Below are 19,689 nucleotides of genomic sequence, written 5' to 3'. Positions count from 1 at the left end.
TCATCCATATTAAAGTTTACATGAAACGTAAAATTGCAAGAGAAGGCATTAATGGATAGTTATAAACCATGGGGACTAGATAGAAATACGTTTCTAATGCTCCTACACCTGAGTCAACTGGCCTGGATTATTATTCCTGGTGCAGGCTTTGTATTACCAGTCATTATGTGGGCAACCACAAAAGATCAGGTTCCAGAGATTGACAGGCATGGAAAGATGATCTTCAACTGGATGATCAGCCTGTTTATTTACTCTATTGTGAGCACTATTCTTATCGTTCTCGGCGTAGGTCTTTTGGGGTTGATCGTGCTCGCTTTAATCAATGTAGTTTTTATTCTTATTGGGGCCATCCGAGCCAATGAGGGCGTTTTTTGGCGCTACCCACTCAGTATTCGCTTTTTTCAATAAGTTATAAGCTCGCCTGGCTCGGACATACATAGCTTAAGTTGTATCCGCGCAATTTTAGCGACTAACAGTCGTCAAATAAAAAAGCCGGGGTTTTCCCCGGCTTTTTTCTAGTCGAAGACTAGAGGTGCAAGCTTCTGCCACTAAATATAAAATGACGGCTTGCTTTGATCATATAGATACAGCGAGCTATTAGTAATAACCTGCAATATCATCTACGATCGGGCCAATTGCGCGGTACGCGTTGGAGATATCAACACCATTTCTTCTTTCACCACAAGGTAAACCATCACAGGCTACCCAATCCGGATCTGAGAAAATATCAAACTGGGTTGTAGTACCGAATACATGTGGATAAGCCATAATCGTGGTAAACCTATTTTGTACACCATGGCCATAACCATAGGAGTACACGCCAGGAGTACCCTGCTGAGCAGTAGAGTGACTCAGGCCCATATTGTGGCCAAGCTCATGAACGAAAGTGTTGTAGCCACAGTCTACGGCAGTGATGCTATAAGCTTGATCACGGGTAGAAGCATACATTGTGCCATTGCTACCTTGACCAACCCAGGCGATACCACAAGTGGTATAACGACCATCAGTTTCGGCCATGCCCAACAAAATGATCATGTCCGCTTTTTTTGAAGCACGCCAGTTCTGGTAGCTGCTACTGGCGGTGATAGTATCGATGTCACTTTCTGTAGGGCGGCGATCTGTGGAGGTTCTCGCTGTACCTACCAAGTTTAGCTGAATATCAACAAGGTTATTTTTAAAAGAATTATTGGCATAAGCAATATACTGATCAATTTTTGCAGAAATATCGCCAGTATAAGCTGCCGCTTGATCTGTATATACGATGCCTACATCAACAGTTTCAGCCTGTGCAAAACCGGAAACTGCAGCAGCTGCAACGGCAGCAGCTAAACTTTTTTTGAGACTCATTGTAGTCTTCCTTTTTTATATAATTAATGCATGTACTTTTTTGGCAGCTGCAAAAATTGATCAACTGCCAACATGACATGCTTTTGCACCCTAACCCGCAAAGAAACTATCCTTTTTTTCCAACCTATCGAGAAAATAAACTCTTAATATTTACGGGTTACATATAGACACATCCCTTGTCGACCTAAAGATTTGAAACTATGCATCTCTCATCTTTAGATTCTTTACAGCTCATCTTCAACTAAAAGATCGCCGCCTTCTAACTTCTTCCCTTGGGACGATGGCTTTCTACGTAGATCACCGTTTTCTACATGACCCTGAATTAAAGCCCCATTAGGCGCAATCCATGCAAAACCATCTTGTGCCTCCATAGTGTAAGAGCCCGATGGCAGGTTCAGCTGAGCATAAACCACATCCTTTCCTAGCGTTATTGTGGCCCCAAAGAGGCGTGCATGCCCCGGAAAGTTTAATTCCAAGCTTTTGTTTCCACTCGCGTGCTGTTGAATACTTCCAACTTGAGCATCGTAGTCACCTTCCACTCCAGGAAGATCCATATCAACATATTCGCCTATCTCTAAATTCCTTAACATATCCACATTAAGCTCAAGATAAGTTTCACCCTTGAGATCTTTTGGTAGGCGACCATTTTCATGAAGTACCTGCTTAGCTAACTCTGACTCTTCCCAAAGAATATTTTCAACTTCTTCCAGAGGCTCATCCACTGCAGATGCCTCACCTTCAACAACTTCATCCAAAGAGTCTTCTACAGGAAACCTATCAATAGCCAGTTTAGGCTCTGGAATTTTTGCGACCTGTCTTTCAGTATTAGACTGCCCTTTAGACCAAAAATAATATCCAGCCCCTAGCAAGATCACCAAAATAGGAAATATCAACTTCTTCACAGCTCAGCACCCCAACATTCATTTATTAAAATAACACTCCCGAAACCCCCAAAGCTTCAGAAGAAAATTTTTTTCTCGCAATATCAACCAGAAAAGGTTACTTCCAGACATTCTCGCTATCGCCCAGACTCAGACGAAGAATGGTATCAGGACCTCAAAATATTTTTTTGAAAACACTTCACAGATAAGAAAAATAAAAAATGATCGCAACTGCAGCCGACAACAAAATCATAAAAAACTGCAAACCTCATCGCAACCAACAAGTATAAGTCCTTAAAAATATTGAGAAGTTCATCCACTTGAAGAGCTTAAATGGTTATAAAGCTATAACCAAAAAAAAGGATGCGATAAATTACACCAAAAGATAAAAAAGACACCTGTAGAACAAGTCAACCAAAAAGTTAAAGAACAAAAAAAGGGAGGGCAAAGCCCTCCCCAAAACAATGGAGTTAACGGTCAATAACTTCTCAATAGATCAAGAGAGTAAAAGTAGATTAATAATAGCCAGCTACATCATCAATAATCGGCTCCAATGCTCTATGAGCATCAGCCCGATTTCTCTCGCCACACGGTAACCCGTTGCAGATTTTGCCTGGATCAGAAAATGTATCTAGTCTTTCAGCGCTTCCAAATGCAGATGGATACGCCATAATAGTGGAGAAACTGTTATTTACACCGTAACCAAGTCCCCAACGGTAAACATAACCACTGGTATCACCTTGTTGGCGAGAATGAGTCAGCCCCATGTTGTGGCCCAGCTCATGAATAAATGTAAGATCAGTACCCCCACAATCAACTGCGGTCAAACTATAGGCCAAGCGCTTGGCACTAGGATCCATTACACCGTTACTACCTATTCCACCCCAGGCTACTCCACAGCGGGTACCAAGAAAGCGTCCATCTTCCCAAACTTCTTCGCCCTTGCCTAACAGAGCAACCATGTCGGCTTCAAAAAGTTGACGCTGCACCCCAACTGGGCCGGGAGCAACTTGCGTAATTTCAGCGTAGGTCGGCGTACTATCCTCGGCAAAGTACTCAGTTAAGCCAGAAAATTCATTGAGGTTGTCTCCATTAATGAGGAGGTCCTCCTTGGAATACTCTCTTGAGTCTACCAATTCCAGCTGAATATCCAGGCCATTATTCTCGTAGATACGGTTAGAAGTACTGATCAGATTATCAACCATTACGGAAATATCACCAGTATACTGAGCCGCAGGGTCGGTATACCAAACCGCAATTTTTATCGTCTCCGCACTTGCCGCCCCAGAGATGGTAAGAGCCGTTATTGCGGCAGCCAAACTGTTTCTTAGCTTCATAGCAGTTCCTTTTATTATTAAATTATTTACCCCAATCTTTGTGATCCAATCAATGAAACCGGTTACATCTTTGGTCAAACTGATCAAATCACAAAATGCACTCGCCTTAACTGGAAAATAGATTACTCCCTACTCTCTTTTCCACCTGTAAAAGCAATCGCTTCTGGCAGTAACAGGCACTTCAAGCAGCACTCCCTTTGCTGCTAGCCAGGTAAGATAACTCCTACCCCAACATTAGATAAATTCTTACTTTAATTTTACCTCTTCCTCCAAGTGACTCCTGGTTAAATCTTTTTTCGAAGCCACCCAGGCATAATTTCCCTGCGCCTCTAGGGAGTATGAGCCTGAAGGCAATGTTAAATTACCATATACCGAGTTTTTGCCAATTGTGAAATTTACAAAATACACGCTACCATAACCAGGCAGGTTCATTTGTACACTTTTATTCCCACTGGCATGCTCCTGGACTTTATCCACCTGAGCATCGTAATTTCCCTTCACCCCAGGCATTTCTATATCAACATAGTCTCCAATAGATAAATTCTTCAGAGCCTCTACATCAATCTCAAGATATGTCTCTCCATTTAAATCAAGCGGCAAGCGTCCTGACTCATGTAAAACCTGCCTTGCGACATCCGATTCTGCCCACATCAAGGCACTATCAGGGTTCGCCTCTTGCTCTTGGGCGGAAGGCATCTCTACCACTTCTTCTGTAGATTTAGTTTCAGTTGGAACAATTTTCTTGGAGGGAGGTGAGACTGGTTTTTCAGTAATCGGTTGTGGGCTATCTGTTTGACTCTTTGCCCAGAAAAAATACCCTCCCGCACAAAGGAGAGCAATCAGTGGAATTATTTTTCTCATTAGCTTCTCACTGCAAAATATTTATGCTAGTTCAGAAAAAATCTCAATGGTGCTGATTACTTAATGAGCTACAGCAAAACCGAGACTTAACCTTTCCTAACATGGACCACTATGCTGAGACGCTTAATGCTAATTTCCACGCAATTAATTTTTCAGAATTATTTCACAAAAATGTCATCCCTGAATGGGTAGCCTGTGAGTGTTCTCTGACTTTACCTGCTGGATACGAAAAAATATCGACAGGTTCCTGAAAAATGACAACAACATTAGCTTAAAATTTTTTCTGCCAAAAAAGAAAAAGCCAGCAACGCTGGTAAGAATTGCTGGCCTTAACTGATCAAAAAGTGACTTTAGGATTGGCTTTTATCGCCACGGGTAACCCCCAATGCCTAGACATGGGTCACTCGCAGCCCTCCCCCCTCAAAAAAGCGCTCAAAAAATACGCTAATAAATCCAGTGATAACAATTGCCAACAGTAATAACCACAAGAAGTCCCGGGGCTTATCCTGAGCTGCGGGCTCTTTTACTTCTTCTAGTTTCTGCCCACTAACTTGCTGAGACGCGGGAGCGCTGGCAGCGACATTATCTACCGTCTGGCCACTCACAAGCGGGGCAAGACCAAATCCAAGGGCCTGCTGATTCACAAAGTCAGTAAATTTCTCATTGTCTGTTGCTACGTCGTGCTGGTTGGCGAGCTCGGTGTAAGTCTCCACCATTTTCCTTAGCGTTTCTGCATCGGCAGGCCAGTAGCCTTTGCGCACAGCCTCCAGCATACGCTCCAGCATTTGTGCCAGGGCTTCCGCATTGTGCTCCTCAAAGAACTCACGCATATCCATTTGGTATTTATCCTCCACGTAGACCTCAAACATCTCCTGCCATTGGTCGTCGCGGATGGTTTCCGGAGTCATCACCTCCCAGCCCCACATGTTGTTCACGCGATCCAGGATTGCCGTTGCGCCGGCATAGCCGGATTCCTGCATCGCCTCAATCCAACGGGGATGGAAATAACGGCTACGCATTTCCTGATTGACAAATTCTCCCAGGGTCTGGGTTTTAATGTTGTCCTTGCGACGCAAGTTGGAGACATACATTTCGGGTGTCTTACCGTCGAGATTGCGCACCGCAAGCCCCATACCACCAAAATACTGGAAAGGGTCGTCATTAGTCATCATTGCGTAGAGATTGGTGGAGCGCGAGAATATCACTCCATCGGTACCGGAAAGCACCTTGCTATAAAGTGCAACATTGCGCTGGTCCTCGCTCCAACGGGACTCATCCTTGCCATAGGCAAACCCCATGCGGCGCATATACAGATCGGCCAGCTTGTCGTCTGTCTCCCAGCTGTCGGAAGCCAGGCTGGCACCATTCAAGCCGGTACCGTAATTGCCACTTTCATTGGAGAAAATGCGTACAGAGGAAAGATAGCGGGCATCTTCTTCGGAACTGCCTTCTTCCTTTAGTTGCTTTAATAAGGCCTGGCTGTGGCGATAAACAAAGTTGTTCTCCTCCTTCATCTGCGCCACTTTATCGATGGCTTCCGCCAGCCACAGCATCACATTAGGGAAAGCATCGCGGTAAAGGCCCGTAGCAGAGATCACCACATCGATACGAGGGCGCTTTAGCTCTGAATAGGGAATCACCTCAGTTCCAGTAACATTGCCCTGCTGATTCCATTTGGGCTTGAGACCCAGCGCATGCAGTATTTGCGCTTCCAACGCACCCTGGTGACGCATCGTCTCCAGGGACCAAAGGGAAAATGCCAGCTTATCCGGGAAACGGCCATGTTTTTCCCGATAGTCGGCAATGGTCTGCTCCATCAGTTGAACACCGGCCTCATAAGCCTCCTTGGATGGCACCTTAGCCGGGTTGAATCCAATCAGGTTGCGACCGGTAGGCACTGCCTGCGGGTTACGAATAGGGTCACCCCCATAGCTCACCGGAATGTACTCACCGTCGAGCGCCAACATCAAGTTTTGTAGCTCGGCGATACCGGCAAAGTTATCGGCATACTCCCGACCCTGCTGCAGGTGATTTTGCAGCTCTTCAGAAAGTTCCGGCAATTGGTGGCCAGCCAGGTAGGCATTTAACAGCTGATAACCCGGCTGTGCTTCTAAGGCGACTACATTGCGTTCATCCAGCAGCTGCTCCGCCGGCAAAGCCAGGCCCTGCTCCTTCTCATATTGGCCAGCAGCTGAAATATAGTTTTCACCCAGCATTTGCAGCATGGTGCTGGTGAGATGCTCTGACTTGGGCAGCTGACCAAAACGATGGATACCCAGTGGTTGGCTCATTTCAGCCAGTTGGGCCAAGTGGTCCTGAAGACGACTGAGATGGCCATCGAAATCAGCTTGCAAGGTTTCAGCGCTGATTTCCAGATCCTTGAGCATATTCAGCTTGTCCGCCAGGGTGATAATACGCTCCTGGGTATTCAGCCGGGTTTGCCCTTCTTCCAGAATCAAGTAATTACCAATCAACTCAGAGAGTTCTGCCACTTCGGCATAAAGACCCGCTTTAGCGAAGCCTGGTGTTAAATGGCTGATCATCGTCGCACGTCCGCGACGCTTGGCCTGCATAGCTTCGCCTACATTATCAATAATGTAGGGATAAAATACCGGGATATTACCCAGAGCCAAATTTGGGGCGTCGAACACAGAGAGCCCGCGCTCCTTACCGGTTAACCATTCCTGGGAACCATGTGTTCCCAAGTGAATATAGGCATCGGCCCCGAAAGTTTTGCGCGCGTAGAGATAAACCGCCAGGTAGGCATGGTTTACCGGCGTTTTCATATCGTGATAGAGGGAGGCGTGATCTTTGGCATTATCCGCGCGCACCCCCTGCGGCAGGACAATCAGGTTACCCAATGTCATACGTGGGATCACAAACGCCCGCTCACCATTATGGTCTGCCAACATGACGTTATCTTCCGGCTTACCCCACCGCTCCACAATGGGATCACGCACAGAGGCCGGCAAACGATTAAACCAATCGACATAGGTGGAAAGTGGCATCCAGTCCGCCAAACCTTTATCAATCAGTGCCACGCTGTCTTCACGGCGATAATAAGGGCGTAGCAATTGGCCCGCCCAGGCAATCAGGGTCTTGGAGTCCTGCTGTTCTATTTGATAGCCACGCTCCGCCATGGCTTTGGCGATAGACTCAATAGAAGAAGGGACATCGAGGAAGGCCGCACCAATATTCTTCTCACCGGGAGGGTAGTTCCAGATAAAGGTAGCCACTTTTTTCTGGTTGTTTTTTTTGTAGCCAAGAGAGGCATGACTCCAGGCGCGTTCCACCAACGCATCGAGCTGGTCTGTCATTACAACCTTATTGCCACCTTCACTTGCGGCAACAATTACCGGATCGATACTACCGGTGTCTTCAGGCATCACCAGGAAGAATGGAGTTAACGAAGGAGAGACCCCACTATTATCGGCAAGATAATCCGCTTCACTGCCCTCGGTATAGTTCAGGGCATGAATCACCGGGACACCCAACTTTTCGAACTCCGCGCGACGTTTACTCACATAATGGAGTGAGCGGTAATTGATCATCAGATCAACACGTGTTTGCCCCGCTTCGTCTTGAAGTAAATCCGGATAGGAAAGCGGCAGATCCTCACCTTCAAAGAAAAAGGCAAAAGCCTTAGCACCTTTTTCTTCCAGGCCAGCCAAGATGGCATCTACAACCTGCTGCTGCTCGTAATCCACGACTGAGCGATGGATAGCCAGACCTATAACCGGCTGCTCTTCGGATACCTGCAGCCAATTAAAGAAATCCCCTTCGCTGTCAGTCACCAGGCTTGGCAGACGCGGATGATAAAAACCCACTTTAGGCACAATAATTGGGTCGACTACAGGCTGCTCAGAGAGGCCAAAGACTTTGGCGGAGAGGAACTGCATCAAATGCCGGTAGTTCTGACGCCCAGCATTATTGAAATACGCAGCGATGGATTGGTGCTGTTCAGCAGTCAGCCCCTGGTTCATGGAGGCGTTATCGGCATCCCCCAGGGAAACCACCGGCACTTTGGTGTACTGGGTTAGCAGAGGTTGGTATTTTCCAAACATAAATTGGGAGAGTGCCGGATTGATACCGTCAAGCATCACCAGGCTGGAGGAACCCCAGGCCTGCGCTATTTGCTCTTCACTCTTCCCTTTGCTGTTAAATATCTCCAGGGTAAACGGCTGGTCCGCAGCCAAATCAGATAACAGCTCCCCCTTGGCTTTCGCGGTATGGCTGGACATCATCAGCAAAACTTTGGGTTTATCATTAGCCTGCACCATCATCGTAGTGAAGGCTATTACGACGAAGCATGCCAATTGCATACAAACCTTCTTCAACATGACTATTTACCCCCTACAGCCTTGTCTTTTGCAGACTCTTCTTTTCCTTCCGGTACATAGACCAGGCTGCCGTCTGCCATCTGGTAAGCAACACCAGCGCGAGTGCCCTCTCCGGAACCAATTTCACCAGTGGATTTGTACTGCTTAATTTCTTCCCCATCTTTTACGATGACTTCCATATTGGGCTCACCGGCATTTTTGATGACTGTGACCTTTTCATTGGAAAACACGTTTAGCGGGTTTTGTGCGATAGCGATAAGCAGTGCGGCAATAATCACCAGAAAGACATCAATCAAGTTAACCGCACTCAAAATCGGGTTGAGCTCTTCATCTTCATCCAGGAAGCGCATTAAACAGCCTCCTTCAATTTGCGAATGTTAATTAGCTCAGCAGCAAACCAACGCTTCTTTACCGAGGCCGGCCAGAAGGTCAGGGTAGAAATTGCGAGGCCCCAGATCACAGCAGCAAAAGCGATAATCAGGTTTTCACTGATCCCCTGGATATTGCCATCGGCCAAGGCTCGCAACGCCGGCCCCATCGGGATCATGGTGGCGATCAAGCCCAACATGGGGGCAATGCGTGTAGCCATACGCAGCATCTCCAACTTTTTCAGTGCAAAAACTTCCAACTCGTCATCACATGCCAAAGGGTGTCGCACGTAATAGTTGTGCACCTGAAAGCCTGGCAGCTCCTCTTTCCGACCTTGCTTTAAGGCCAAGCTGTAGGTGCCAGCATTGCGGCGTCGCAGCAGCCATAGAGAGATAAAGCGTCCCGTTGCGTAAAGTGCGTAGATAAAAAGAACCAGAATCGCCAGTAATACTGGGGCCATAAACAAATCAGCCACATCGGCCATCAGGTTCTCAATTATCGAAATATTCATTGCAAGTCTCCTCAGCCCAGCACTTTCGTTCTGTATTAATGGCCGCGGAAACTAACGGAACTCCCTATCAACGTCAAATTTAATCTAATTGATAGTGATTCGCATTTAGCTTTACATTAAGAAAATCATCCCTATAATCCCCCCTCAATCGGCGCCAGTGGTGAGCAACCAACCACTGCCGACCAACAAGAGCAGAAGTACAGAAATTACCTCAAGGACAACACCATGAAACTTCGCCCAATTGCAGCGGCCATACTGGGCCTGGCTTCCGTCGCTAACCTGCATGCCGAAACTTCAGGTTCAGCGGCCAACAGCGACCTGGAACTGATTGTGGTCAGCGGCCGCGCGGAAAAGCCGCTGAAAGATGTCACAGGAAGTGTTTCTGTTGTCACCAATGAGGACATCGAACAGCTTCAGCTGAACGATATGAATCAGCTGTTCCAATACGAGCCCGGAGTTGAAGTAACAGGCGCCGCCGGCAGTGCACAAAATATCCTGGTACGCGGCATGGGTGGCGACCGGGTACTGATTATCAAAGACGGTATGCGGGTTAACGAAGGCTATGGAGCCAATGGTAAAAATGACATCGTGGGCCGCGGCTTTATTGAAATAGATACCCTGAAACAGGTAGAGGTGGCCAAGGGCGCTGCGTCTTCTTTATACGGTTCTGACGCGCTTGCCGGCATCGTGGTATTCACCACCAAAGATGCCAGCGACTACTTAGAGGACGGAGAGCAATTCGGCGGTGCGATCAAAACCGGATACACTGGTATTACCACTCAATCACACATCTCCCCTACCCTGGCTCTGCGCACCGGCAACTTTGAACAACTACTGCATACCACCTTCCGCGATGGAGAGGAGCAACAAAATTTCGACGAAAGCCAGGCCCCCTTCGAAATTGAGTCAAAGAGCCTGCTTTACAAGGCCAAGTACAACCTTGGTGGTGAGGACTTTATCAGTTTCAGCATTGATCACTGGAATCAGGAAAGCACCGGCGACAGCGCCGACGGCCTGCTTCACTACTTCCGCGGGCTGGCCGATTACGGCTACAGCGTCGTCAAGGAAAAATCAATCTCCGATAAAGAGGTCCGCGCTTACCAACTGCGTTACCACAGCGAGACTCCCAGTGCAGTCTATGACCAGCTGAATATTAGCCTGTATAAAAACGAATCCGAACAGCAAGATGAACAGTATGGCCAGCTGGACATCAATGCCCCTATGTTTGGAGTTTTTGAAATCCGTGATATGTGGGAAACTGGTCTTTATAGCCAAGATACTATTGGCTTCCTCTCCAATGCAAGCAAGACTCTGAGCGAGACCCACACGCTGGGATACGGCCTAGACCTGGAAAAAACCGAAAGCCGCCGTACCCTACTCCAGTACCGCGAAGTGGCTGGTACTTCCACAATGAATATCCCAACAGAAAAGTTCCCAGAAAATGCAGTCTCCCGTGCGGGATTATTCCTGAACGATGAAATGACTTTTGCCAATGGACAGCTGATTGTAACCCCAGGGGTACGCTACGATTGGTACGAAATGGACCCCGATGGTGCAGAAAAAACTGACGGTACTCCTTTTGCCACGATTGAGGAGAGCAACCTCTCCTTCAATCTGGGAGCCCTCTACAAAATCAACTCTCGCTTGTCTGCCTTCATCCAATACGGCCAGGGTTTCAAAGTACCAGCCTACGATCTGGCATATATCGAGCACTATAAACAGCCAACTTCTACTTATGCTTACGAGGTATTACCGGCTGATGATCTGTCTCCAGAAACCAGCGACTCTTTCGAACTAGGCTTGCGTGGACACCTGGGCCCCATTGCCTTCAGCGCTGCCGCCTTCACTACCGAGTATGATGACTTCCTCCAAACTGAACTCATAGACAGCGAAACTTTCTTCAACAACGATGGCAGTTTCTCGCACGTGTTTGAGCAATACCAATACCAAAACATAGACTCAGTGACGATCAAAGGAGTGGAGCTGAGCGCAAATTGGTACCTATCTCCAGCGTTCGAGCTATTTGCTAATGCCAGCTATCAACGCGGTGAAAACGATACCACCGGCGAATACCTCACCAGTATCAGCCCGCTTTCCGGTGTCGTTGGTGCCAGCTACACAGGCGCACAACTTTCCAGCCAAGTACTAGTGCGCTGGGCAGACCGCATGGAACATGTCAATGAAGGCGAAACAGGGACTCCAGGCTATGGCTCTGTAGATTGGACACTGGGCTACCAGCTGATGGAGCAGATGTCTCTCAACCTGGCCGTCAACAACCTGCTCGACAAGGAGTATGTGCCCTACCTAAATGTTGCTGGCTGGGATGAAGACAGTGATATCTACGTAAACTCTGCTCCGGGCCGTACTTTCTCTGCATCCATTAAGTACGATTTCTAAGTTATTAATCCGGCTAATTTGTGGATAGCCGGATTGATACGACGCAAGGAAGCGTCGTCGCTGGTCACGGCCAGCAAAGCCCCTGAAATACAAATCACTTTGCGCTTTTGCGCAATTTCAGAGGCTGAATCAGGTAGGTCACGGACGACCTTTTTTTGACTAGCGGAGAACGCACCCTCCTTTTCTCATACTCTCCTATAAGTCCCTTGCGGCCGCCCCCATGCGGCCTTTTTTTATTCTGCTGCATCAATAGAATATTTATCTGCGGAAAAAATTAACTAAGAGGCTTAATATCAGGCTGACAATAATCATCGAGACAATTGGAAAATAAAAACGAGTGCGGCTAGATTCAATACGAATATCCCCCGGCAACCGGCCAAACCAGTTAAATAGCCAGGGGGCAAAATGCAGCGCTATACCAACGACTATCAGGACCAATCCAGTAATTATCAACCAGCGTGACATATCTCTCCTCTCATTTTGCTCTATTCAATTGACAAGAAGAATTTATTTACCCCACTAACCCCCTTGAGCACGCAGGATTAGGCAGCTACCATAAGTGACCAACTGACTCTTAGTGAGGCAATGAACGAGAAAGAATTCCTTTCCGCCTACGACAAGGGCAACTTTGAAGCCCCTCTAGTTACCGTAGATGCCGTCTTGTTTACTTATCAAGATAGTCAACTCAAAGTTTTGCTGGTAGAGCGCTCCAATCATCCCGAACAGGGAAAATGGGCGCTGCCGGGCGGTTTCATTTCCGAGAGCGAAGATAAGACCCTAGAGGATACGGTCACCCGAAAGCTCAAGGAGTAAACCGGAGTTGTTCCCCCTTTTGTTGAGCAGCTAGCTACCTTTGGTGGCGGCTCCAGAGATCAGCGGGGCTGGTCTGTAACCATTTGTTACACGGCTCTGATCGCTCATCAGGCCTGTGAAAGCGAATTAGAAACCATCTCCGATGTCGCCTGGCTGCCTATCGAAAAAGTTAAGAAAATGAACTTGGCCTTTGATCATCTCAAAATTATTAATAAGGCACATGAGCGTCTATTCAAAAGGCTCTTTACAGTATTATCCCAGCCTACGCACTGCCAAAGAAATTCACTCTACCCGAGCTTCAACAGGTGCACGAAGTCATTATCGGCAAGCCACTGCAGAAAAAGTCCTTTCGCAGAAGGGTTGAGCAGGCAGATCTTCTGATAGATACCGGTGAAAAACGTACTGAGCGAGGTCGCCCGGCCGCGTTGTACAGTTTGCGGCCAGGTTCAGGGAAACATACTTTCGTGCGGAATCTGGAGCAATAGCCCTGCCCCATTGTCCCTAACTTTATTTAGCAATCACTCTCAAGCAGGTATAAGAAGGATTTTATAGGTGAATATTGAAACGCTAGACAAGGTAAAAGGCTGTTTAGTCGGACTCGCATGCGGTGATGCTGTGGGCACCACGTTGGAGTTTAAGTACAAAGGGGAATTCACTCCTTTATCAGACATGGAAGGTGGAGGCCCATTTGGATTAAAAAAGGGGCAATGGACCGATGATACCTCCATGGCGCTCTGCCTGGCCCACAGTTTACTCCAGAAAAAAGGCTTCAGTGCGACTGATCAGATGAATCGTTACTGTAACTGGTACCAATATGGGTATATGAGCTCTACGGGTGAGTGCTTCGATATTGGTTCAACAGTTTTATCCGCATTAAATCGATATCTGCAAACAGGTGATCCTTTTAGTGGTTCAACATCTACTCGCTCGTCAGGTAATGGTTCACTCATGCGCTTAGCGCCAATTCCCATATTTTTTTCTTCAACAACTTCGGATGCCATTTATTTCGCAGGGGAAAGCTCCAGAACCACTCATGGCTCGGACGAATGCATCGAAAGCTGCCGACTCCTCTGTAATCTTATACTTTCCATATTTATTGGCATCAATAAAAATGAGCTTCTCGCCTCTATCGAACAAACTCCAACTAATGAAAAAGTAAAAACCATTGCCAGTGGGCAATTTCTAGACCAGCACTATGAAGAGTTAACCGGAAGTGGTTACGTTATCGAGTCCCTAAAATCGGCGCTTTGGTGTTTTTTCAATACCAATAGTTTTCGGGAAGCCATTCTTTTGGCAGCCAATATTGGCAACGATGCTGATACAACAGCAGCCATTTGCGGACAAATAGCCGGAGCTTACTACGGAGTTTCTGGAATACCTGAGGAATGGGCCCAGCAAATCTCTTTATCGGAAGAAATTCACACCTTGGCAGAAGATCTCTATAAGGTTGGGCTATCAGTCGCCAATGAATGGTAAAGCCGGTATAAACCGGCTCTTGAACGCGATGTAATAAGAAGAGCTCAGATAGCTGTTGCCAGCATCCCCTCCTGTGTGGGCATTTCTGCCAGTAAGCGGACGGCCTCAAAATCCTGATCGACCAACAGCTGTCCATCGTGAGCGCTTCCATAAAACTATATTACAAGAGTTCTACCAACCATCGTTGCGACGAAAGATCTATGGATCAATAGAAGACCTACAAAAGGATCTGGACGAATGGCTCGTATATTACAATAATGATCGAACTCATCAGGGTAAAAAGTGTTGTGGTCACACACCGATAGCAACCCTTGAAGAGGGTAAAAGTATCTGGAAGGAGGAGCTCGTAAACTGAATTTGACCTGACAGAGCACCTTCTGAAAAATCGGTGACTGTCAGATCAAGTCTGAACTACAACAGATTAATAATTTGATATGTTTATTTATCTGTTAATTTTGAGCGTTACCGTTACCGTTACCGTTACCGTTACCGCCACGAGGAGGTTCTGAAATTTCAAGTACCGTCCAATTTTTTGCTAGGAGTTGACCTTGTAAAGTTTCATTCTCATTTCTGACGTAGGCATCGGGCCCAAACCTTAGATGGTCGGGTCCAACTGGATAAGCTATGAGTGCCCCCGTGTTAGCATAGGTGCTTAAAGAAGTGGCCATTTGGGTGTTTATCTTTGGCGCATTTCCATTTTGTCCATATCTAGGATCATAACGCCTTCCTTGTTCTGCAGAAAAACGGTAGGGCTGAGCATCAGTATTTAGACGATAGCCTTGATCAGCAAGCTCAGCGCTAATTGCACCTCTCAAAGAGGGGTCGTATGTAAGTAGGTTTTGATCACCAATTAATGATAATTGTTTCTGAGCCCCAGCATTGGAATAGAGTCTATCATTAACTTCAATAGGTTCTTCAACTGCTACCATCATGTCGGGAACATTTAAAATTGCAGTTGCAGTATTTTTTGCAGCTGCTCTTATATCCTGAGATTGTGCGCCATGCCTTTCTCCCATTATAAGAAGTGCACACATGTCTCCTTCATGATACATAAGTATTGGAGGTGGCATTTGAAAGTCGGCTCCAGTGTCCTCTATTTGTGCGAACGAATCGCTCATTGTGGCGACCACATAAATATTGTACTGATCTATTGCACTCCAAATTGCGCGAGCATGGGGTAATTGGCTAAGTTGTGTTACTGGCATCATTAATTCCTATCTTAAAAAATTACAGAGGGTTCAATAAGCTACATTGACATAGCTAGCAGAAGTCTAGGGCTAACTAGAAAGGTTTTTTGTCTTTATGTTTCTCCTTTTTGTATACTCTTGGCATTTACTTTGTATCTTAATCCTTAGCCTGATTACATATACATTTATTTCATGGTGAATAGATCAAGCATTGGAGAAGCCGCTAACGAGCGGTGTAGAAAAAAAGATTAACCAAGCCCTCTATCCAATCAATCGTCGCCCATCTAAATTTCTGAAGATTTTTTCTAGAGAACTAGAATTATCTCAATATATAAAAATTTGGTTTCTTATAAGCGACCTTAAATCACAGCCAAATGGCCGAAATGAAATGGCTGGAAGCGGCCGATAAAAACCGCAAAATCATAATCTGGCTGCATTGCAGCAAGCTCCTTGCTGTGTTTTCTCTCCCCGGTCTCTCCAGGAAACCCCACGAGTTATTGCCCTTTAGTCACTAAAAATCAGCTGGAGCGCTATGTTAACGTTTATCACTCTTTTGATGGACCATCTCAAGAGCATACTGATAAGCTTCTCTGACATCGTCTTTTAGTGAGTTGACACCTATACCACTTAATACTTCCTTATAGCTGGTATTGGATGGATTCTGAAGCCACTTCATCATCACACTATTTTTTAACATGATATTACTAAGCCTTTCATCCCTTAACGAGTCAGATTTTCCTTGTAAAATGTGAATTCCTTGTAGCTCTACCGCGTTTCTCACAATTTGCTTGGAAATATTACTCACATCCGGCTGAAAAGTATTTTTAGTCTGATTGCTCATTATCTTCTCCTTGCCCCTTTATTTGGTCATCCATCTCAAAGCCTGTAGTTGATATATCCGAAAAGGATTTTGTCAATGCATCGTTAACTTCTCGGCAGATAGCCATGATTGACTGCTGTAGTTCTTCACCCAAGTCAACATCAGTGCCTTGACTGCTAATCAGTTTATCCAGCTGCTCTTCAAAATCCGGGGGGAGGTAACTTTCTCTTGTAGGTTTTGTATTAGGCATAAGTTGAAATCCTTAACGCATGAACATCGAAAGCAACAGCATCAAGAAACTCTGAATCACAGCCACGATCAACTGTATATGTGCAACGATGATTATCAGCAGGAAGATGAGGTTGAATGGTTGGGTCAACCATTTCTGAAAAGCTTTCCCGGCAACTGTAGAGGTTTGCAAGGCTGTATCCCTTACATGATCGGCTGCACTTTGAACCAAAAAAGAGGAAGACATACGCTTCCCTTCTTTTGCCGCCCCCCCCTCGTCTTTCATAAAATTACAAATCAACTATTTTATTTAGCTGCTTAGTCATCAACAACATACGCTGGTTGCGCGCATTAACTTGATCTTGCAGCGTAGTTTCCACAGCGCTATTGATGGAACGCTGCAAGTAAGCACTAGACATCACATCAATCAGCCTCCCCTTCCCTGCGGAGAGCTCCCTAAGCGTTGGTGTATCATCATCCTTTGCCATCTGTTCATCCTTTCAGACAGTAAATTAGAAGGTATCTTTAAATGTGCGCGCCCCAACTGCCGACATTTGCAGGATTGAATTTGCTGTTGCTTGCATTTGAGTTGCGCCGGTATGGGTAAATTCACGTACTTGTAGTTTAGATAGTGCAGACAAATCGCGCAGACCATCTAGATGAAGGCTAAGTGCTGAAGAAGTTGCCATCTGATCAACCACTTTAGTCGCCAGGCGATCTCGGAAAGTATCTCTCATAACTTGCTCCTTTTATTAAGGGGTAGCGATAAACCGCTACCCCTTGAAGGTCAAAAACCTTACTTACCACCATCCATGATGTAATTTACGGCCTTTGCACCTGCCGCCGCCATTTGCGTCATAGCATTGGAGGTTGCTTGCATTTGTGTTGCACCTGTGTGAGTAAACTCACGAACCTGTAGCTTGGAGAGCGCAGACAGGTCACGTAGACCATCCAGATTCAGGCTTTGTGCTGAAGAACTGGTTGTCTGGTCAGACACTTTAGGGTCAACACGATCGCGATAAGGGGAAGGTTGAATACCGTCTACAGTATTGGTTTCATCAGACATAATTTTTTCCTTTCAATCAGTTAATTAATCAACCCAGTTATTGGGCTATATCACTGTACGGAAAATCCCAATCACTGATAATCGGGAAACTTTTCTCCATCAGCGATTAGATAGCTGTGCAGTATCTTTCTGCCCCTCCCCTTTACTACCATTACCCAAAATAGCATTTACCGCAGTGGCGCCAGCCGCAGCCATTTGTGTCATGGCATTGGATGTGGCCTGCATCTGGGTAGAACTGGTATGAGTAAATTCACGTACCTGTAATTTGGAAAGTGCAGACAGATCACGCAATCCATCTAGATTTAGGCTTTTCGCAGCACTTGAAGTGGTTTCATCAGATACTTTGGGGTCGAGCCGATCCCGGTAAGGCGAGGGATCAATTCCTTCCAAGTTGCTATCAGTTTCATCAGACATGTTTTTTCCTTCTCTTAGAGGGTTGCTAGGTATGTAGCCCGATCACTCTAAACCGCGATTTATAACCAGTTAATCGGGAATTGCTTCCTCCTTTTGGCTTAGCGAGACATCGATAGGCTCCAAGATTTAAACCAAGTCAAGGAGCTATCATGAAGTCATTCAATAAAAGTTGGATTTTCCTTCTCTCAGCAATGATCCTCTCAGGAGTCATTATCTATGCCTGCAAGATCCCGAAGAATCGACTCAACAGTATCCTGGCAATAGATACGTTAACTGTAGCTACACGAATGGATGGGGTGGGCTGTTATTATCATCGTGGTCAACCTGCCGGGCTGGAATGCGATTTACTACAAGCTTATGCAGAGCACCTGGGCGTAAATATTGAATTCAAAAAAGCGTCATCGATTAACAAAATTATAACTTTAGTGAAAGAAGGAAACGTAGATATAGCAGCTGCAGATCTTACACACACCCGCAAACGGGAAAAACAAATAACGTTTAGTCACACATTATTTGAAACACGGGAGGTACTCGTACAGCGCAAAAAAAAAGCCTTAGCAGTATTCAAGGATCTAAAAGGAAAAACACTCACTATTCATCAAGATAGCGCCTATCTTGATGAGATAGAGGAGAAAGCCCTATCTCAAGAAATTCCCCTGACCTATCCCGGAAGCGGAAAAAACATGACAGCAATCAGAATTGGTTTTGCGGATAAAGCAGTATCAATTCTTGAGCTCATTGATGCCGTTAGCATGGGGGAAATAGATTTCACTATCGCCGATGAACACATCGTGAATGGAAGTAATGGTTACAGAAATAACTTAGATACCTCGCTGGTATTTGGGGAAAATCGAAAGGTTGCTTTTGCTTTAACTAAGGATAATGATACCTCTCTCCTCGACGACCTCAACAGTTGGCTGAAAAGTGCAGAGGCCCAGACAATACTCCAGAAATTTCTGAGCCAACCGAACAAGCTAAGAATAGGCTACCAACAAGAATATATCCTATCCAACAGCACGCTAAGCCCCTGGGACAAGCTCTTTAAACGCTATGCAATTGAACCTTTCGATTGGGTATGGCTTGCCGCACAAGCATCTATAGAATCCAACTTTAGGCCCAATGCCATATCCCGCGCCGGGGCACAGGGGCTAATGCAGTTAATGCCTGAAACTGCCAATGAAATGGGAGTAAAGGATAACTTTAACCCGGCACAAAATATCCAAGGTGGCTCCAAGTACAATCTGAACCAATATCAACGTTGGATGAATTTACCGAAACGGGATGCCATGGCCTTTACTTTTGCTTCCTATAACGCAGGTGCAGGACACGTCTTAGATGCCCGCCGACTAGCACTGCAGGATGGAATGAACCCTAACCAATGGTTCTCAACCACCAAAAGCAAAGGAGTTGAAGATTACATCGTACTCTTGCAAAAAGCAGAGTTCTACAATAGTCCAATGGTAAAATATGGCTATTGCCGCGGCACAGAAACCCGCCATTATGTTCGCAAAATATTTCAGAGAGAAGCCGTTTATCGATCCCAACTTGAGAGCCTTAAGAAAAACAGTGAAGCAATTCCCGATGATAATACATCACCTCGGAACCACACCATATAAGCTCTGACAATCAGATGAGGAAATGC

General features: G+C 46.0%; 22 protein-coding genes and 1 pseudogene. 7 read left to right on the top strand and 16 right to left on the bottom strand.

Annotated elements, in window-relative coordinates; genetic code table 11:
- Positions 1–51 precede the first annotated feature (51 nt).
- Positions 52–408 (top strand): DUF4870 domain-containing protein, encoded by a 357-nt coding sequence (locus ACJJIB_RS09625; protein ID WP_444888700.1) that lies wholly within the window; start codon positions 52–54, stop codon positions 406–408.
- Between the two features lie 189 nt (positions 409–597).
- On the opposite strand, the gene ACJJIB_RS09620 is transcribed toward ACJJIB_RS09625, so the two are convergent.
- The 7 genes from ACJJIB_RS09620 to ACJJIB_RS09590 form a co-directional block, all read right to left on the bottom strand.
- Positions 598–1,347: a M12 family metallo-peptidase gene (locus ACJJIB_RS09620; protein ID WP_252085495.1), complete on the bottom strand. Its 750-nt coding sequence runs from the start codon at positions 1,345–1,347 to the stop codon at positions 598–600.
- Between the two features lie 224 nt (positions 1,348–1,571).
- Complete coding sequence (locus ACJJIB_RS09615; RefSeq protein ID WP_444885319.1) at positions 1,572–2,249, bottom strand: protease inhibitor BamI-like protein; 678 nt, start codon at positions 2,247–2,249, stop codon at positions 1,572–1,574.
- 494 nt (positions 2,250–2,743) lie between these two features.
- On the bottom strand, positions 2,744–3,565 hold the full coding sequence (locus ACJJIB_RS09610; protein WP_252085493.1) for a reprolysin-like metallopeptidase: 822 nt from the start codon (positions 3,563–3,565) through the stop codon (positions 2,744–2,746).
- Positions 3,566–3,811: 246 nt separating this feature from the next.
- Positions 3,812–4,426 carry a protease inhibitor BamI-like protein gene (locus ACJJIB_RS09605; RefSeq protein WP_444888699.1) on the bottom strand — a complete coding sequence of 205 codons (615 nt, stop codon included), beginning with the start codon at positions 4,424–4,426 and terminating at the stop codon, positions 3,812–3,814.
- A gap of 389 nt (positions 4,427–4,815) precedes the next feature.
- Positions 4,816–8,748 (bottom strand): cobaltochelatase subunit CobN, encoded by a 3,933-nt coding sequence (gene cobN, locus ACJJIB_RS09600; protein WP_444888698.1) that lies wholly within the window; start codon positions 8,746–8,748, stop codon positions 4,816–4,818.
- 20 nt (positions 8,749–8,768) lie between these two features.
- Positions 8,769–9,116, bottom strand: a complete 348-nt coding sequence (locus ACJJIB_RS09595; protein ID WP_020414951.1) for a DUF2149 domain-containing protein — start codon at positions 9,114–9,116, stop codon at positions 8,769–8,771.
- Positions 9,116–9,646: a MotA/TolQ/ExbB proton channel family protein gene (locus tag ACJJIB_RS09590; protein WP_444885322.1), complete on the bottom strand. Its 531-nt coding sequence runs from the start codon at positions 9,644–9,646 to the stop codon at positions 9,116–9,118. Before ACJJIB_RS09590 ends, ACJJIB_RS09595 begins: the two co-directional genes overlap by 1 nt.
- Positions 9,647–9,871: 225 nt before the next feature.
- On the opposite strand from ACJJIB_RS09590, the gene ACJJIB_RS09585 reads away from it, so the two are divergent.
- Positions 9,872–12,043, top strand: coding sequence for a TonB-dependent hemoglobin/transferrin/lactoferrin family receptor (locus ACJJIB_RS09585; RefSeq protein ID WP_444888697.1), 2,172 nt, complete (start codon positions 9,872–9,874; stop codon positions 12,041–12,043).
- Positions 12,044–12,301: 258 nt separating this feature from the next.
- On the opposite strand, the gene ACJJIB_RS09580 is transcribed toward ACJJIB_RS09585, so the two are convergent.
- Positions 12,302–12,508, bottom strand: coding sequence for a DUF2905 domain-containing protein (locus tag ACJJIB_RS09580; RefSeq protein ID WP_252085488.1), 207 nt, complete (start codon positions 12,506–12,508; stop codon positions 12,302–12,304).
- Between the two features lie 120 nt (positions 12,509–12,628).
- Here ACJJIB_RS09580 and ACJJIB_RS09575 point away from each other — a divergent pair, with 120 nt between their 5' ends.
- The 4 genes and pseudogenes from ACJJIB_RS09575 to ACJJIB_RS09560 all read left to right on the top strand — a co-directional run.
- Positions 12,629–12,856 carry an NUDIX domain-containing protein gene (locus ACJJIB_RS09575; RefSeq protein WP_444888696.1) on the top strand — a complete coding sequence of 76 codons (228 nt, stop codon included), beginning with the start codon at positions 12,629–12,631 and terminating at the stop codon, positions 12,854–12,856.
- A gap of 305 nt (positions 12,857–13,161) precedes the next feature.
- Positions 13,162–13,341 (top strand): NrtR DNA-binding winged helix domain-containing protein, encoded by a 180-nt coding sequence (locus ACJJIB_RS09570; protein ID WP_444888695.1) that lies wholly within the window; start codon positions 13,162–13,164, stop codon positions 13,339–13,341.
- Between the two features lie 67 nt (positions 13,342–13,408).
- Complete coding sequence (locus tag ACJJIB_RS09565) at positions 13,409–14,332, top strand: ADP-ribosylglycohydrolase family protein (RefSeq protein WP_444888694.1); 924 nt, start codon at positions 13,409–13,411, stop codon at positions 14,330–14,332.
- A gap of 139 nt (positions 14,333–14,471) precedes the next feature.
- A pseudogene (locus ACJJIB_RS09560) lies at positions 14,472–14,687 on the top strand (integrase core domain-containing protein); the annotation flags it as partial.
- A gap of 94 nt (positions 14,688–14,781) precedes the next feature.
- Here ACJJIB_RS09560 and ACJJIB_RS09555 read toward each other — a convergent pair.
- From ACJJIB_RS09555 to ACJJIB_RS09520, 8 genes are all read right to left on the bottom strand, one after another.
- Positions 14,782–15,537, bottom strand: a complete 756-nt coding sequence (locus ACJJIB_RS09555; protein WP_444888693.1) for a hypothetical protein — start codon at positions 15,535–15,537, stop codon at positions 14,782–14,784.
- Positions 15,538–16,054: 517 nt separating this feature from the next.
- Complete coding sequence (locus tag ACJJIB_RS09550; protein WP_444888692.1) at positions 16,055–16,360, bottom strand: hypothetical protein; 306 nt, start codon at positions 16,358–16,360, stop codon at positions 16,055–16,057.
- Positions 16,344–16,589, bottom strand: coding sequence for a hypothetical protein (locus ACJJIB_RS09545; RefSeq protein WP_444888691.1), 246 nt, complete (start codon positions 16,587–16,589; stop codon positions 16,344–16,346). Before ACJJIB_RS09545 ends, ACJJIB_RS09550 begins: the two co-directional genes overlap by 17 nt.
- Before the next feature lie 12 nt (positions 16,590–16,601).
- Positions 16,602–16,853: a hypothetical protein gene (locus ACJJIB_RS09540; RefSeq protein ID WP_252085482.1), complete on the bottom strand. Its 252-nt coding sequence runs from the start codon at positions 16,851–16,853 to the stop codon at positions 16,602–16,604.
- 4 nt (positions 16,854–16,857) lie between these two features.
- Positions 16,858–17,055, bottom strand: coding sequence for a hypothetical protein (locus ACJJIB_RS09535; protein WP_152453974.1), 198 nt, complete (start codon positions 17,053–17,055; stop codon positions 16,858–16,860).
- Positions 17,056–17,079: 24 nt separating this feature from the next.
- A complete protein-coding gene (locus ACJJIB_RS09530; protein WP_444888690.1) occupies positions 17,080–17,304 on the bottom strand; it encodes a hypothetical protein in 225 nt (74 codons plus the stop codon).
- 59 nt (positions 17,305–17,363) lie between these two features.
- Positions 17,364–17,633 (bottom strand): hypothetical protein, encoded by a 270-nt coding sequence (locus ACJJIB_RS09525; protein WP_152453976.1) that lies wholly within the window; start codon positions 17,631–17,633, stop codon positions 17,364–17,366.
- A gap of 99 nt (positions 17,634–17,732) precedes the next feature.
- Entirely contained in the window at positions 17,733–18,047 is a 315-nt protein-coding gene (locus ACJJIB_RS09520; RefSeq protein WP_252085480.1) for a hypothetical protein, read from the bottom strand.
- 149 nt (positions 18,048–18,196) lie between these two features.
- On the opposite strand from ACJJIB_RS09520, the gene ACJJIB_RS09515 reads away from it, so the two are divergent.
- Positions 18,197–19,663, top strand: coding sequence for an MltF family protein (locus ACJJIB_RS09515; protein WP_444888689.1), 1,467 nt, complete (start codon positions 18,197–18,199; stop codon positions 19,661–19,663).
- Positions 19,664–19,689 lie beyond the last annotated feature (26 nt).

Source organism: Microbulbifer mixtoriginis (SeqCode) (genome assembly GCF_052467705.1).
This window is presented reverse-complemented; position numbering and strand designations above follow the sequence as displayed.

Bases quoted from the DNA above. Each gene is read 5' to 3' on its own strand.
- ACJJIB_RS09580 (WP_252085488.1), bottom strand. From the start codon at position 12,508: ATGTCACGCTGGTTGATAATTACTGGATTGGTCCTGATAGTCGTTGGT.
- ACJJIB_RS09575 (WP_444888696.1), top strand. From the start codon at position 12,629: ATGAACGAGAAAGAATTCCTTTCCGCCTACGACAAGGGCAACTTTGAA.
- ACJJIB_RS09625 (WP_444888700.1), top strand. From the start codon at position 52: ATGGATAGTTATAAACCATGGGGACTAGATAGAAATACGTTTCTAATG.
- ACJJIB_RS09610 (WP_252085493.1), bottom strand. From the start codon at position 3,565: ATGAAGCTAAGAAACAGTTTGGCTGCCGCAATAACGGCTCTTACCATC.
- ACJJIB_RS09515 (WP_444888689.1), top strand. From the start codon at position 18,197: ATGAAGTCATTCAATAAAAGTTGGATTTTCCTTCTCTCAGCAATGATC.
- ACJJIB_RS09595 (WP_020414951.1), bottom strand. From the start codon at position 9,116: ATGCGCTTCCTGGATGAAGATGAAGAGCTCAACCCGATTTTGAGTGCG.
- ACJJIB_RS09525 (WP_152453976.1), bottom strand. From the start codon at position 17,633: ATGTCTGATGAAACCAATACTGTAGACGGTATTCAACCTTCCCCTTAT.
- ACJJIB_RS09545 (WP_444888691.1), bottom strand. From the start codon at position 16,589: ATGCCTAATACAAAACCTACAAGAGAAAGTTACCTCCCCCCGGATTTT.
- ACJJIB_RS09530 (WP_444888690.1), bottom strand. From the start codon at position 17,304: ATGAGAGATACTTTCCGAGATCGCCTGGCGACTAAAGTGGTTGATCAG.
- ACJJIB_RS09605 (WP_444888699.1), bottom strand. From the start codon at position 4,426: ATGAGAAAAATAATTCCACTGATTGCTCTCCTTTGTGCGGGAGGGTAT.
- ACJJIB_RS09550 (WP_444888692.1), bottom strand. From the start codon at position 16,360: ATGAGCAATCAGACTAAAAATACTTTTCAGCCGGATGTGAGTAATATT.
- ACJJIB_RS09590 (WP_444885322.1), bottom strand. From the start codon at position 9,646: ATGAATATTTCGATAATTGAGAACCTGATGGCCGATGTGGCTGATTTG.
- cobN (WP_444888698.1), bottom strand. From the start codon at position 8,748: ATGCAATTGGCATGCTTCGTCGTAATAGCCTTCACTACGATGATGGTG.
- ACJJIB_RS09620 (WP_252085495.1), bottom strand. From the start codon at position 1,347: ATGAGTCTCAAAAAAAGTTTAGCTGCTGCCGTTGCAGCTGCTGCAGTT.
- ACJJIB_RS09540 (WP_252085482.1), bottom strand. From the start codon at position 16,853: ATGAAAGACGAGGGGGGGGCGGCAAAAGAAGGGAAGCGTATGTCTTCC.
- ACJJIB_RS09520 (WP_252085480.1), bottom strand. From the start codon at position 18,047: ATGTCTGATGAAACTGATAGCAACTTGGAAGGAATTGATCCCTCGCCT.
- ACJJIB_RS09585 (WP_444888697.1), top strand. From the start codon at position 9,872: ATGAAACTTCGCCCAATTGCAGCGGCCATACTGGGCCTGGCTTCCGTC.
- ACJJIB_RS09535 (WP_152453974.1), bottom strand. From the start codon at position 17,055: ATGGCAAAGGATGATGATACACCAACGCTTAGGGAGCTCTCCGCAGGG.
- ACJJIB_RS09555 (WP_444888693.1), bottom strand. From the start codon at position 15,537: ATGCCAGTAACACAACTTAGCCAATTACCCCATGCTCGCGCAATTTGG.